This is a genomic window from Marivirga tractuosa, assembly GCF_042140215.1.
GTDB classification, from domain to species: domain Bacteria; phylum Bacteroidota; class Bacteroidia; order Cytophagales; family Cyclobacteriaceae; genus Marivirga; species Marivirga tractuosa_A.
On sequence record NZ_CP159478.1, the window covers coordinates 598537 to 613158 of the forward strand.

At 36.8% G+C, this 14622-nt stretch carries 12 protein-coding genes and 1 pseudogene; 2 read left to right on the forward strand and 11 right to left on the reverse strand.

What is annotated here, in order from left to right:
* Positions 1-71: 71 nt before the first annotated feature.
* The 8 genes and pseudogenes from ccsA to ABWH96_RS02715 all read right to left on the reverse strand — a co-directional run bounded on the left by ccsA (position 72) and on the right by ABWH96_RS02715 (position 11775).
* Positions 72-3226 (reverse strand): annotated as a pseudogene (ccsA, locus tag ABWH96_RS02680) (cytochrome c biogenesis protein CcsA).
* Positions 3226-4560, reverse strand: a complete 1335-nt coding sequence (locus ABWH96_RS02685; protein WP_375580001.1) for an alginate export family protein — start codon at positions 4558-4560, stop codon at positions 3226-3228. Before ABWH96_RS02685 ends, ccsA begins: the two are co-directional and overlap by 1 nt.
* Before the next feature lie 20 nt (positions 4561-4580).
* Positions 4581-6074 carry an ammonia-forming cytochrome c nitrite reductase gene (nrfA, locus tag ABWH96_RS02690; RefSeq protein WP_375580002.1) on the reverse strand — a complete coding sequence of 498 codons (1494 nt, stop codon included), beginning with the start codon at positions 6072-6074 and terminating at the stop codon, positions 4581-4583.
* Positions 6071-6727, reverse strand: a complete 657-nt coding sequence (gene nrfH / locus ABWH96_RS02695; RefSeq protein ID WP_041650740.1) for a cytochrome c nitrite reductase small subunit — start codon at positions 6725-6727, stop codon at positions 6071-6073. Before nrfH ends, nrfA begins: the two co-directional genes overlap by 4 nt.
* 249 nt (positions 6728-6976) lie before the next feature.
* Positions 6977-8335, reverse strand: a complete 1359-nt coding sequence (locus ABWH96_RS02700) for an ATP-binding protein (protein ID WP_375580003.1) — start codon at positions 8333-8335, stop codon at positions 6977-6979.
* A 362-nt stretch (positions 8336-8697) separates the two neighbouring features.
* Positions 8698-9387, reverse strand: coding sequence for an anaerobic ribonucleoside-triphosphate reductase activating protein (locus ABWH96_RS02705; protein WP_013454854.1), 690 nt, complete (start codon positions 9385-9387; stop codon positions 8698-8700).
* Entirely contained in the window at positions 9380-9541 is a 162-nt protein-coding gene (nrdD, locus tag ABWH96_RS02710) for an anaerobic ribonucleoside-triphosphate reductase (protein ID WP_013454853.1), read from the reverse strand. Before nrdD ends, ABWH96_RS02705 begins: the two co-directional genes overlap by 8 nt.
* Positions 9542-9648: 107 nt before the next feature.
* Complete coding sequence (locus ABWH96_RS02715; protein ID WP_375580004.1) at positions 9649-11775, reverse strand: ribonucleoside triphosphate reductase; 2127 nt, start codon at positions 11773-11775, stop codon at positions 9649-9651.
* 375 nt (positions 11776-12150) lie between these two features.
* Between ABWH96_RS02715 and queD the strand changes: the two genes are divergently transcribed.
* Positions 12151-12561 carry a 6-carboxytetrahydropterin synthase QueD gene (queD, locus tag ABWH96_RS02720; protein ID WP_041649843.1) on the forward strand — a complete coding sequence of 137 codons (411 nt, stop codon included), beginning with the start codon at positions 12151-12153 and terminating at the stop codon, positions 12559-12561.
* A gap of 38 nt (positions 12562-12599) precedes the next feature.
* Positions 12600-13034 carry an Rrf2 family transcriptional regulator gene (locus ABWH96_RS02725; RefSeq protein WP_013454850.1) on the forward strand — a complete coding sequence of 145 codons (435 nt, stop codon included), beginning with the start codon at positions 12600-12602 and terminating at the stop codon, positions 13032-13034.
* Positions 13035-13338: 304 nt separating this feature from the next.
* On the opposite strand, the gene ABWH96_RS02730 is transcribed toward ABWH96_RS02725, so the two are convergent.
* Genes ABWH96_RS02730 through ABWH96_RS02740 form a run of 3 tightly spaced genes read right to left on the reverse strand, consistent with a single transcriptional unit; the run spans position 13339 to position 14622 of the window.
* A complete protein-coding gene (locus tag ABWH96_RS02730) occupies positions 13339-13803 on the reverse strand; it encodes a hemerythrin domain-containing protein (RefSeq protein WP_013454849.1) in 465 nt (154 codons plus the stop codon).
* Between the two features lies 1 nt (position 13804).
* Positions 13805-14200 (reverse strand): group III truncated hemoglobin, encoded by a 396-nt coding sequence (locus ABWH96_RS02735; protein WP_013454848.1) that lies wholly within the window; start codon positions 14198-14200, stop codon positions 13805-13807.
* On the reverse strand, positions 14200-14622 hold the full coding sequence (locus tag ABWH96_RS02740; RefSeq protein WP_013454847.1) for a hypothetical protein: 423 nt from the start codon (positions 14620-14622) through the stop codon (positions 14200-14202). Before ABWH96_RS02740 ends, ABWH96_RS02735 begins: the two co-directional genes overlap by 1 nt.

A 14622-nucleotide genomic window follows, 5' to 3' on the forward strand; every position in this document is an offset into this window, starting at 1 on the left:
GAGGCGTCCGTTTTCATCACCATCCAGAGGATGGCGATCGAAAAATAATTTTCTTCCGTTAGCGTCAACATCTAAGTAGTCACATTCAACTTCTCCTGAGATCTCATTTGCTTATGTCTTATAATAGCTCCAACGGAGATAACTAGTAATGTTCCGACAACCCAATATACCCAGCCTGGAATTGGAACAGGGTCTCCTTTTGCATAGGAATGCAATCCTGATAAATAGTAATTTACTCCAAAGGATGTCATGATGATGGAAGAAAAAGCCCACAGACTAGCTAAGTTAAAAATCAAGTAATCTCTTAAATTCGGAATTAACCTAATATGCAGCACAATGGCATAAACAATCACAGAAATCAGTGCCCAAGTTTCTTTTGGTTCCAAGCCCAGTATCTGCCCCAACTTTCATTAGCCCAAACACCTCCCAAGAATGTCCCAACCGCTAATAAAAATAAACCAATTGTAATTGACATTTCATTTACAATGGTTAATTCTTCCATGCTCTTCCACCATTGATTAGTAGGGTTCTTTGGTTTGAATATCAAGAGTATTAAACTTAGAAGTGCAATTATGGCTGCCAATGCCAAAGGTGCATATCCACTGACAATAATAGCCACATGAATTTTCAGCCAATATGAATTTAGTACTGGCATCAGATTGGTGATTTCAGGATTTAGCCAGTCAAGAAAGCCAACAAATAAGAGTGTACCAGAGAAAAGTAATCCCAAAGGCAAGGTAAAGCGCGACTTTCTAGAGAACAATAAGCCAAAGAACAATACACCCCAGGCTACAAAAACTAGCATTTCAAAGCCATCGCTCCAGGGCGGGTGCTTGGCTATATACCATCTTAATCCTAAATGAAAAGTGAATACCAATAATCCTAACCAACTTAAAACAGTGCCTACTTTCCATCCAATTCTAAGGAATTTATTATCATAAAAAAGGTGAAGAATAGCAAAAACCAGCATAATTATACCAATCAGCCAAAAAGGACCAAATAATCGACTTCCCAAATTCAATTCAGTATAAAGTAACTCACCTTTAATTTCCATTTCGGAAGGATAAACCTCCTCACCTACTTTTTCCTGATAAAGGCTTAAATAGCCCAAGGCTTCATCAGCTCCAGCCCAATCTCCTTCTTTAATCCCTTTATCCAGATTTTGTAGATAGAGAGGAATGATATTTTTTACAAAGCGCCCGTCTTCTTCACCAAAGCCCTTATCGAACTGATTTTTAGTAAACCAAGTGTTATTTTCTTCACCCTCTAATGGAAAAAGCCGCAAGAAATCCCCTGAAAGCAAGGCGTAAAATATGTTGAAACGCTCATCGGTTTTCAACAACTCTTTATGGCCTTCATTTCGCTCTGAAGGTTTTAGCTTATTAGCTGTTTCCACCAAATGGTTCAATTTATAAGCTCCATCATCTGCGAGAAACTGCCTAAAACTTAATCGATCTGTTGGCTCCACTCCCAAAGCTTTGAAAGCTTCCAATGATTTTTCCTTATCAATCTTGATCAAAGGCAAATTGCCATAGGTGATAGGGTCAAGCTGTACAGCGAGTATAAATTGTTCCGGACTTAACTTTACAGTCTCATTCTCTAATGGTATTGGCATATATGTTTTGCCGCTAAGCTTGCGCACGATTTCATGTGCCAGGGTATTGAGCGGTTTCATTCGCCCATCCATATCCTGAACAATCAGTTTTCCATATTCATCGGCCTTTTCTTTGGGCACCACAGAATGCTCAATGGCTGATTTATCTTGTGCTTGTAATCCTAAAAAGCTAAAGCAAAGTAAGGCTAAAATCAGCGTAGATTTCTGGCTTATTTTAGACGTATTATGGTTGTGCATTCTGTTAAGCTTTTTATTGAGCAAGGAAAAACGACTACCTTTTGCAAAAAGGGTCAAGAGCATACCTAAGGTTAATAATGTATAGCCCAAATAGGTAATGTAGGTTCCTGGTCTGTCCTGATTGATGGAAAGTACCGTTCCTTTTTCGTCCGTATCATAAGATGCCTGATAAAAGCGATAGCCTGCATGATCCAGCACATTATTCATAAAAATCCGAAAAGGAAAACTATTTTCCCCGTCTCTCACTTCTACTTCGCTGGCATAACTGGCAGGGCTTCGACTTCCGGGATAACGCTCCAATTGAAAATCCGAAAGATATAAACTAAAAGGAAGTTTCATGGCTTTAGGGCCATAAGTAATGCCATATTCCTGGCCTTCATACTCAAATTTTGTCCAGTCTGGTTCAATGCTCACAACATGAACAAATGCATCGGTCAGCTTATTGCCTTTTGTGTCTTCAACCACTAAATGAGCCACATCTGTCATATTCTCAGCTTTCTTTTCGTCCTCTTCTGTTTTATAACTCAAGGCCGAATTTTCATTTATGGATTTTACCAAAAATGCTCCTCCGTCCCATTGATATAAGCTCATGTATTGAAGTGGTTTTTTCTCACTTTTATGCAAAGTGCCCATTTTCTGCGTGGACATTTCCATTATGCTTAAATGTTTATCCGATTCAATCAGCCATTCACTCTCTTCCTTAAATATCCTTACATCAGCTTGAGTATCCTTTTTAGTTGCAATTGCTATATTTTCCAGTTTGACTTGCTGACCTTCTTTGAGCAGAAAGTCTTCTCTGCCTTCTCCCATGGTTACAGCAAGTGAAATATAGGTTTGATCCCCTTCAATAAAACTTTCCTTACCAGCAGCAATGTAATCAGCAACTTTCACTTTTAAATCCTTGCCCGCCAGTTCTACATCTGTTTCAAAAGGGCTGAATGTTTTAGGAGTAAAAGTTAATTTCTTATTAAAATGATGCGGTTTTTCATGATCTAATGCTTCCAATTGTAAATAGCGTTCATTGGTATAGAAAGTACTTTCTTCCTGTTTTTCACGAATATGGATCATGCCTTCTTTACCGAAATAGCGCGTGATTCCAGCTCCCAAAACGATAATTACAAAGGCTATATGAAACAAGCCAACCGGCCATTTCCCTTTACTGAAAAGTTTGTATTTATTGATGTGTGCAAGAAAGTTAACGGCCATCCATGCAATGATGAGCTCAAACCACCATGCCTCATACACCATTGCCCTAGCGGTTTCTGTTCCATAATCATTCTCAATAAAAGTAGCCACAGCCATAGCACCTGCAAAAGCAAGAAGCAAAACCAGTGTGACCTTAGTCGAAAGTATTATTTTAAAAAATTTAGTCATTAGAGTAGTATTCCTATAAATCTGTTTTTCATTGTAGGTCTAAATATGAACATTACATAAGCCCAGTTTTGTGTGTTTTTGTATTCAGCTGGTCCTTGCAAGAATTCAAAGGTGTCGGAGGCAAAGATTTGACTATATCCGCCCTGAACGGAAACTGCTCGGTTTAAGATATAGCCGAAAGATAAATCTATCTCTGTGCCTAAATATTTACTTAACCGCTGAATTCCAACTGGAAGCACTGGATTCATAGGTACAGGCTCCGCCTCGCTATAAAAAACATGTCCATCCAATTGGGTGAAAAAATTGGGGTTAAATTGATACCTTCCTTTTAAATAGTAATCCTGCAAGCCTACGCTATTTGTAAATCTTCCGCCCACAAAAAACAAATCCATATAGCCATTATGTGCATGATTTGTTCCGTAAAGTGGATTAAAAGAGTTGTTTTGCTCAGTTGATAGATTGTCTGTTCCGCTCAATATTTCAAAGCCCAAAGTCGCTTTGAAGCTACTTCCTTTTTCGGAATTTGAGCTTAGAGTTTGAGTGATTTGTGCACTGACGTCAAAAGCATTTAGGTCTCTATCAGAAATATCCTTTCCGGTCTGATGGTAATAAAACCCGGAGAGTAAAGTATTGCCCAATTGATATTTGATGGTCGGTAGGCCTATGGTTTGACTGTAGTTGACTTTGTCGTTTCTGATGTTTCCTGTAGAATCGGATTCGAAAAACTGCCGTCCGTCATTCCAAAGAAGAGCGGAAAGCTTAAAATTTCCCCATTGATTTTCATATCGAATCATCTGAGCGGCTTTATATTGATTGGGATTAAAGAATATATTTCCTGAAAGAGCTTGCGCATCTTGATTAAACCCTCCACCAAGGTGGATTTTCATCTTTTCCTTTTCATACTTAATTAGGGCAAAATCATGAGCACGAGCTTGCAAGGCCCAATCCAAATTTCCCAGAAAGCGTACATTGTCATAATTAAGTTCTTGCCTACCGAGTTTTATTTTCCAATAATCACCTAAAGACGTTTCTGCCCAAGCTTCGTGCAAAGACAAAAAAGGATCGGTGGCTTTAGTTTGCGGAGTATTGCCCCAGGTCCGAACATCTTGTATGCTTGCATAAAATGTAAACCCATCTATTTCATAACGAGTTTGTAATCGCACACGATGTGCAATAAAAGCAGCTGGGTCTTGGTCTGCCCCTATTAATCTACCTTGTCCGTTTCTAATTTCTGCCCGCTGAACTATTTGTCCATCTACTGAAAATTGGGCATAAGAAAGCTGTGCGGAAAAAGCCAATACCAGGCTTAACCCGAATTTTAGTATATTTTTCATAATTAATGATTTTTTGGCCTCTATTTTGAGCCCACTTCCACTACGTTCATTTTTGCCTCTCTTTCTTTCCCTTCTTTCATCCATTTTGGTACAATCTCCTCGAGGAATTTTTCTTTGTTATAGCGCTCCTTTTCTATATCGATTCCGGTATATTCCTGAAGCGCTTCTTTACTATCTAAGTCTGGTATTTCCACATCTCCGGAATGACCTAAAGAGTTAAGCAATTGCATTAATTCTAATCTGGACTCCATAATAATTCTAGTGGCTGAAGTAACTATTCTACTCGTTTCCAAAGGGGCATGAAAAGCTGCTCCGTGAGAAGCAACTGAATAATCCCATCTCCACTGGGCGTGCCTGATACCTTTTTGAATTTCTTTCATTTGCTCTTCAGTAGCCCCTAATTCCCAAGCTTTTCCAGCCTCAATGTGTGCTTTGGCTATTAAGGTCTGTAACTTAGAAGTTCCTTCTTTTACCTTTCTCTGACGCTCATAAACATCATTTACCAAATCAGAAACTTTTTCTCTATGACAAACAAAACATGAGTTTTCTACATTTTCCAAAGGAGACCCTATGTGGTGATCTGTGAATTTTTGTCCTCCCTCTGATTTATAGGGCATGTGGCAATCAGCACAACTGACTCCTCTCTTGGCATGAACTCCTTGCTTGAACAGCTCATAATCGGGATGCTGCGCTTTTAACATCCTTGTTTTGCTAATTGGATGCACCCAATCTGCAAAGTCTGTTTTGTCGTAATAGGCTTCTGCTGATTCCACATCCATTCCATCCTTCCATGGAAAGGTAAGATAATTAGCACCTTCTTTACCCGGCTTATCTTTATCGAAATAATACTCCACATGGCATTGAGCACAAACCAGTGAGCGCATTTCTTGATGTGAGGCATCATTAATATTTTTTCCCATTGCTTCGTAAGCTTCTATTAAAGCTGGTCGAGTGACGGTTAAATTCATTGTGTTAGGATCGTGGCAATCAGCACAGCCAATTGGATTTATCACTTCACTGCCTAAATCCGAAAATTGCTTACTATAAAACTCAGTAGCACCCATTTCCTTCATTAGGCGAGGAACATCAGGACTTTTACAAGTCCAGCAAGTGCTTGGCATTGGCCTATCCCCTTGTTTCATTGGAGCACCAGTTCTTAGTGTTTTCAATATATCTGCTACTGCATAAACATGACCCCGAGGTTGGTTATAATCTTTACCAAAACCATATCCTGCCCATAAAACTACCAATTCAGATTGTTCATCCAGAATATCTGCAAAACCACTGGTATTGTACATGCTTTTGAAAGTGGTATCTGCTGTTTTCATGTAGGATTGATATTGCCTTGGATAATTTAAGCCCCAAACAGAATCTCTAGGTTCAATACTTTGGATTTCAACTTTAGGCTGATAGGCAAATCTAGCTTCTGCCTTTCTATCGATGATGGTATAAGCTAACATGGCAAGTAAAAATACTGCTATAGCAGTTATACCAAATAGTATCCAGTTCTTCATGGTGATATAGTTTTAGGTTTCTGCGAATTTTCTTCTTTCATGGATTCTTTAAGCCATTTCGGTATAATCTCTCTGTCTTCTGGCACATGAACTTTAATAGGTTCAATTTGACTACCTACTGATGAAAGACTTTTAACTCTACCGTGAGGCACATCTCTGTGGCATTCCCAGCAAGTTCTATCCGTTCTTTTGGAATGATGGTCTTCCACGAACGAACCCATTTTAGCATCTGTTACCTGGTCTTCGTGGCACCTGATACAATTACTTTGAATTACTGCCTGAGAAGCTTCCAATGCCTGAATTACTTGTGGTTCTGCACGCATAGTAAAAACTGATGCATGGTATAAACCATCTTTTGCCTTAAAAAAATATTGATTAAAAATATTATCGTGAGGAACATGACATCCGTTACATGTGGCTACTTCCCTGTGAGAACTATGATTCCAAGTTACATATTGAGGCATCATAATGTGGCAGTTTACACAAGCTTGAGGATCATCAGAAAGATAGGAAACTGCATGGCTAACCTTTAATATATAAAATCCTAAGCCCACAAAAGCAGCAAAAGAGACAATAGCTACTTTTTTCCATTTCCGGCCAGGTTCCAGGCCAATTTTAATAAGAAGCTTTTTTATTGGTTGTAAAATGTCCATGTTTATTTGCTCTCTAAAACAAAAGTAAAAAATACATCCAAATGCATTTATGACATAAGTCATTAAATTAACTGTTTATATACAAACAATCAAATTTTAAGACATTATATTTACACTAGTTTTTATTCTATCATTATCAAGTTTATATAGGTTTGACGACCATCAGAGGTTTAAATGTAGGATTAATGATGAATAGATGGAAGGATTAGGAGCCTTTCAATTTAGGTTTAGCTTTACGTTTGCTTATTTTCATACCGAAGTATTCTCTATAAAATAAGTCAAGTACTTTTCTAAATATAGCGTTAAATAATAGGGTAAATTCATCAAATAATAAGGAGTGCCTTTGGGTGTTTTATGGCTTTCTATACTAAATTTTCCTGCATACATACGAACAGCAAAAGGATGGGGAGCGGCATCAATAAATTGATGCAGTGAACGCAGTTTACCTACTTTACCCGATTTTATTTCTATGGGGATAATATGGCCACGATAAGAATATACCAAATCTACTTCGGCCTGTGCATCTTTCTTTTGACGTACCCAAAAATTAGGTTTTTGATATGACTGCTCTTGCATGGAAATCAATTCTTGAGTAATTAGGTGAGGCAATAAAGCTCCTTTATAACTAGTACTCAAATCCTCTACTGCGAGCAAATCAGCCTGTATGCCGAGAGCATGATTTAACAAACCAGTGTCCAAAAATTGAAGTCTAGGACTTTTCCGGTAGTCTGTAACCAATGGATAATCAACTGAAGTACCGGGATAAATCAGCTGAATAATTTTAGTATCATCTAAAGCCCTAAAACTTTCGCCCACCTCACGCGAGCGATAATTGCTATTACCAAAGCCTTGAAAAGTAACTCGTGCATCCAGATACAAAGGAGCAGTTCGCATCAGATGTCGTATCACTTTTTCTTCGGTGGCATTTTTGGCATATTTTGGCACATCGTCTTGGTAGCTTGCCCATATGCTTTCATAAATAGGGGATAATTGACTAATGCCTTCTTGATTGGTATTATTCGCTACCACCTCGGGCATACCACCTACGAGCGCATAGCTATGAAACCAATCCATTGCGACTTGGTGCGCTGCCTGATTTATTGGTATTTTTCCTAATTGTTCTAGGAGAGCATCCATTTTATGAGCCAATAAAAATTCCTGAAAATTCATAGGAAATATATACAAATACTTTACACGCCCAACAGGAAAAGATTTTACTTGTGATAAGGAGTGCTCCAGTAACGATCCAGCTGCTATTACATGTAAATGCGGAATTTCCTCATAAAAATAACGTAAAAGTGCAATGGCTTCCGGGCATTCTTGTATCTCATCTATAAACAAGAGCGTCTCCTTTTTTTCAACGTCTTGTAAGCGATTTATCAAGAGTAAAGCTTCTAGCAGAACGTTTGCCTCTTTGTACGTTTTAAAATAATTGGCATCCTTCTTTTTTTCTAAATTAAGGGAGATAAATTGCTTATAGTTTTGTGAGAAGATATTTATCAAAGTGGTTTTACCTACTTGCCTTGCCCCACGCAGTACCAAAGGTTTTCGATTATTTTCTTCTTTCCAGCTTAATAGTGTTTCTATTTGCTTACGATAATATGCCATTTTTTTATAGTTGTTATAAAGATAGGGTAATATTAATCAAATATTGTAACAAAGAATGGGTAATTTTTATTATGTTTTGTAACAAAGCGATACCTTTTTATATATTTCAAGTATCTTAACCCGAAAAATTCATATGAATTTTCCGTCCAAAGAACCGACAATTTATAAGAAACAAATTATAAGTTAGTTATATGATAAAATTCATCCTAAACAGAAATTATAAAACACCCAAACTTGACCTCTTAAGTTTTTATAAATTGTCGGGGTTAATTTCCCTTAAAAGATTTTTGAAATGGCATTTTCTGCACTATTAATGATGATATGCAGCATATCATTGAAAAAACTAACAGGATAAAGTAAATTTACAAAGAAGAGCGTATTTCCACTTTCAAGTTTTGCTTAGAAAAATTTTGATCTAACATATTCTTGTCAGAAGGTTTTAAAGATTCAATTGTTTTGGTATCATTTACATAATGTTGGAGGTAATAAGTGCCTCTATAGCCTTTTTCGGAGAGATAATCTCTCATTTTGCAAATATCATCAGATGATAATTGCTTCGAGTGAACAGTAGTCCGTACCTCAAATGGAATTTGGTGCTGTATCAGAAATGACAAACTTTTCTCAAATGGTGTGAATAAATTTGATTTAGTTATAGATTGGAATTTCTGAGGTGTGGCCTTAAAATCAAGTGCAACATAATCTAATGTTCCATTTTCATAAAGCTTTTTTAATACTCCTGGCCTGCTTCCATTGGTATCCACTTTTATTAACATTCCCAATTTTTTTACCTCTTGAGCAAAAGTAATTAAAGAAGGATGCATAGTGCATTCTCCTCCGCTCATCACTATTCCATCCAAAAGTCCTTTTCGGCTTTTTAAAAACCGTAGTACTTCTTCTATTGAAATCTTACCTTTTCCTAATACAATATCAGGATTATAGCAATAGCCACATCGCATATTACAGCCTGCATACCAAATGATGCAGGCCGTTTTATCAGGATAGTCCAATAAGGTAAAAGGCGTAATATCATATATGGGTGTTCCCTTACTCATTGAAATGTTTACGTTCCTTATGTTCGCCTTTTTTACCAATGTTAAAGCTCTCTACTGGTCTATGATAGCCCATTACCCTTGTGTAAACCAGGCATTTAGTCCTTAATTCATTGCTTTTCTCTAATTTTGTCGCTGTCTTTACTTGTGCTTCCATTTTATTTCTGTTTTAAAGTTTAAATTACATAGAGGCTATGAGCCTTTTACATGAACAAAGATTATAACATACTGATGTTGAGTACCAAACCGCATGTTTTTGTGATATCAATTATTAGATTCTATATATAATTCAGTTTCTTCTACTTCTAATTGCTCTTTCAGAATGTCGTCACATTTAGGGCAATATTCATGTTCGCCTGTTAAATAACCATGTGTGGGACAAATACTGAAAACTGGAGTGACAGTGATATAAGGCAATTTGAAATTAGTCATCACTTTCTTGACTAAATTTCGGCAAGCTTCGGCAGAGCTGATTTTTTCACGCATGTATAAGTGCAAAACAGTTCCGCCCGTGTACATACACTGCAAATCATCCTGAAGCATTAAGGCTTCAAATGGATCATCCGTATGACTAGCAGGAATTTGAGAGCTATTGGTATAATAAATATTCTCCTCCATTCCGGCTTGCAGTATTTCAGGAAAACGCTTTTTATCTTCTTTGGCAAATCGGTAAGTTGTGCCTTCAGCTGGTGTGGCTTCCAAATTATATAAATTGCCAGTTTCTTCCTGATACTGCTTCATTCTCGTTCGGATGTATTCTAGAATTTGAGAAGATAATTTCATTCCTTCATGAGAAGTAATGTCAAATTCTTCATCAGTAAAATTCCTAATCATCTCATTCATTCCATTCACTCCAATGGTGGAGAAATGATTCCTAAAATGCGTCAGATAACGCTTTGTATATGGATAAAGCCCTCTATCATACATTTCTTGAATGAATTTCCTTTTCTTCTCCAAAGTGGATTTCGCTATACCCAATAAAAAATCTAGTCTTTCATAGAAAGCTTCTTCATTTCCTTTATACAAATACCCAAGTCTCGCCATATTAATGGTGACCACCCCAATGCTTCCCGTCATTTCTGCACTTCCGAACAGTCCATTTCCCCTTTTTAACAGCTCTCGCAAATCTAATTGCAATCGACAGCACATGCTTCTTACTGCATTAGGCTTGTAGGCTAATGGGTTTTCAATTTTATTGCCCTCTTCATCATAAGTATATTGACTACCTATAAAATTCTGGAAATAGGAGGAGCCGATTTTAGCTGTATTCTCAAAAAGGATATCTGTATTCTTACCATGCCAGTCAAAATCCTCTGTAATGTTTACCGTTGGGATAGGGAAGGTGAAAGGCTGTCCGTTTGCATCACCTTCAGTCATTACAGTATAATAAGCCTTATTGATCATGTCCATTTCTTCTTTGAAATGTTGATAAGTCAATTCCTCCATTGATTTTGCTCCTCTGGCTTGGGCTTTTTGTTTCAAGATTTCATCCTGAACATTTGAGAAAAGATGTTGGTCCTTTTTAGTTGGAATTTGTTCTCTCAAATCTTCCGGTACTACCCAATCAAGTGTAATATTGGTAAAAGGAGACTGCCCCCAACGTGCGGGAACATTCAAATTATAAACAAAACTACGGATGCCCTTTAATACCTCTTCATAGCTTAACTGATCTTTGAAAACATAAGGGGCTAGATAAGTATCAAATGAACTGAAAGCTTGAGCTCCAGCCCACTCACTTTGAAGGATACCTAAGAAATTAGCCATTTGACCGAGCGCCTCACGAAAATGACTGGGTGGTTTGCTTTCTACCCTTGCTCGCACGCCATTAAAGCCTTCATTTAGTAATACGCGCAAACTCCAACCGGCACAATAGCCTGTTAAGCAATCTAAATCATGAATATGGATGTCGCCATTTCTATGGGCATATCCTTCTTCTTTATTATATACTTTATCAAGCCAATAGTTCGCAATTACTTTTCCTGCCACATTATTAACTAATCCAGCATTGGAATAAGAAGTATTGGCATTAGCATTAATGCGCCAATCATCCTTTCCAATATATTCATTGATGGTTTGGGTGCTATCTACCCAGGTGGTATCATGCTTTATGCCTTTCTTTTGGTTTCGTTGAAGTTTACGCGTGTGCCTATACAGCATAAAAGAACGCATCACTTTAAAATAGTGATAATGATAAAGCTGCAATTCTATGATGTCTTGTATTTCTTCAACTGCCCAAGTGGTTTTTTCTTCCAGCTTTTCTAATACACTTTTTAAGATAATAACATCATATTCAACCCCTACACTTTTGAATGCTTTTTTGATAGCATCTTCAATTTTATAATGCTTGAGAGGCTGGTACTCCCCGTTTCTTTTGATTACATAATTTTCCATATTGATTTAGTTTTTTCTTGCGTCATTAATACAGGAGTTTGATATCCGAATATAGAAGTATTTGCACCTGAATTCAAAGGATGCAAAGGTCTTTATTTATCCACAAAATAGCTTATAAAGCAAGCAGTTTTGAGAATAAAAGACTCTTTTATCTCTATTAATCAGCTATTTACAAACGCTTGCTTCACCTGCTTCATTAATGAAAATAAGCAAGCAAAAGATTGAAGCAAAACAGTTATCCACACTGTCAAAAAATGGTTTTGCAATTTTTCTAACTATTTATGTCCTCCTTATGAAAATCAAAAGCTAAATATTTCGGATAAATATATCTTTTATTAAATCATATTGATAACTTTGAAGATATAATCAGATTTTATGATTAGCATCACCAAAGAATTCAGTTTTGAAACGGCTCATCGCATTAGCAATCATCCAGCCTCATGTAAACATATTCATGGTCACTCCTATCGATTATTTGTCACGGTTTCCGCAGACGAAATTCAAGAAAATGACATGATCATTGATTTTAAAGAATTGAAGCAGATCATCAATGAGAAGGTGATTAAAACTTTCGATCACGCCTTGGTTTTAAAACGTAATGATGAAAACACCAAATTAGCACAGAACATTGATAGCAATATCTTTTGGATGGAATTTGAGCCCACGGTCGAACGATTGTTAGATTATATCAGAAAACAAATTCAAAACTCCTTAGCAGAACCTGTGTTTTTAAAGAAACTGAAGCTCTACGAAACAGCCACCTCTTTTGGAGAATGGGAAAAATGAATTTACTTTTATTACTTATTTAATTTTATTTCAAGAAGATGTTTTCAAAAACTTGTGAATACGCTATTAGAGCAACTATCTACATTGCCAATAAAAGCAAAGAGGGTACTAATGTTGGTCTAAAAGACATTGCTAAAAATATTGATTCCCCTGAAGCTTTTACGGCCAAGATTTTGCAAAAATTGGTGAAAGACGATTTAGTTTCCTCTATTAAAGGTCCTAATGGAGGATTTAGCCTTAGTGCAACACAGCAAAAGGAGGTATATCTAATAGACGTGGTTCGTTGTATTGATGGTTCGCAAACTTACGATGGATGTGGTCTAGGATTAAGTCAATGCTCTGAAGAAAAGCCCTGTCCAATTCACTTCCAATTTAAAGAAGTGAGAACTAAGTTAAAGCGCATGTTGGAAAACACCAATATGGTAATTCTGTTGGAAAAGCTGGAAAGAGGGGAGACGTTTTTAAGGTTGTAAAAGTTTTTCATCTCACAAATATTTTATTTAGAAGAGAGCTTACTAAAAGTTAATGGCTGTATCTATTTTTCTCACAATCTTTTTTCTTGATAAAAAAGATAGAAAAAATCAAGATCCGCCAGTTGGCGGACTGCCCTCATTGCCCACGCTGGCCCGCTAAACTTTCCTCCTTCCCGCTTTTCCGAGTTCCTCGGAAGTGGTCGAGTTAGTCCTATTTATGCTTTACAAAGACTTCTAGTTTCTACTTTAAAATACAAGGCAACAAATTTATTATTCTTTTTAATGATAGTATTTACACTATCTTCTACATCCAAAAAACATCCTCCGTATTTTCTTTAAATTCTCCTGAAGCATGGTGGAGTTCAATGGCTTTTAGTTCACCTTCTGTCGCAATTTCTTGTACTTTCTCAAAAAGCACTCTCTCCTCAAAGCGAATATGTTTTTCCAGTTCTTCTTCGATTAAACTTAAGGACTTTAGGGGATCTTCCTCATTTTCAAAAAGTCTTTTAAGTCGCCTATGCTCTGCTAAAGCCTGTTTAACCAATTCATCCTCATTACCCAGCACAGGGAAAATATATTTCTCCTCCAATTCAAAATGAGGCAAAACATGCTCTTGATAAAACCAATCTGCATATTTTTTTACTCTTTCCACCGAAATCTTATTCTTAAAGGCTGTCCTGATTTTCCAGCAAAGTAAAAGTGAGTGATGATGATCTCTACTCACTGGTTTCATCTCTTCCTTTCTTTTAAGCGGCTTTCTCTTTTCCATATTATTGAATCGGTTTTTCGTTGGAACCTCTATAATACTGAATCTTAAAATTAAACATTTCTGCCATTTTTCCAGCTCTCCATTTTGCCTCCTCAGCTACATCTCCAGTAAACAGTTCATCTACAGTATCAGTAAAAAGTGCAATCCACCTTTTAAAATGTTCTGTTTCTACAGGCAGATTGGCATGAGGTGCAAATGGACTTCCATGGTAGGTATGCTCCTCTAGTAAAACCGTTTGCCAAAATCGATACATTTTCTCCAGATGTTCAGGCCATTGGTCTTTAATTCTTTCGTTGAAGATATCTTTAAGCATTTCATCTTGCCTAACTTTTCCATAAAAAGTATCTACAAGCAATTTGATATCTTCTATATTTTGAATTGTAGTTGAAGTCTCCATTAAAAAAACGAGTTATATAAATCCGAATCCCAATACATAATAAGATAAAACAATGCAAAACCAATGAATGCTATCAGAATAGCCCAAACCCATGCCGGAATGGCCTTAGGTGTTTCAGATCCTTTAATTACAAACTCATCATTGGTTTCACTTCCATAGGCATTTATAGTGATGGAAGTGGTACTGTCCACAATTTCGTCTTTTCTAAGACCAATAACGGATATTTCAGGTCCGTTTTTTACTTCAAATGGTATCTCTTTTATTCCTTCAACACCACTAGATGATTTTGCCACAATTTTAAGTTTGTGCTTGCCATCGGTTATTTTTGTAGTATCCAAATCAAATTTTACCGGAGGTTTAAAAGAACCAAAAGGTTCCTTTTCATCATCCAAATAAACTTTTACTATTCTTTTATCTTCCAT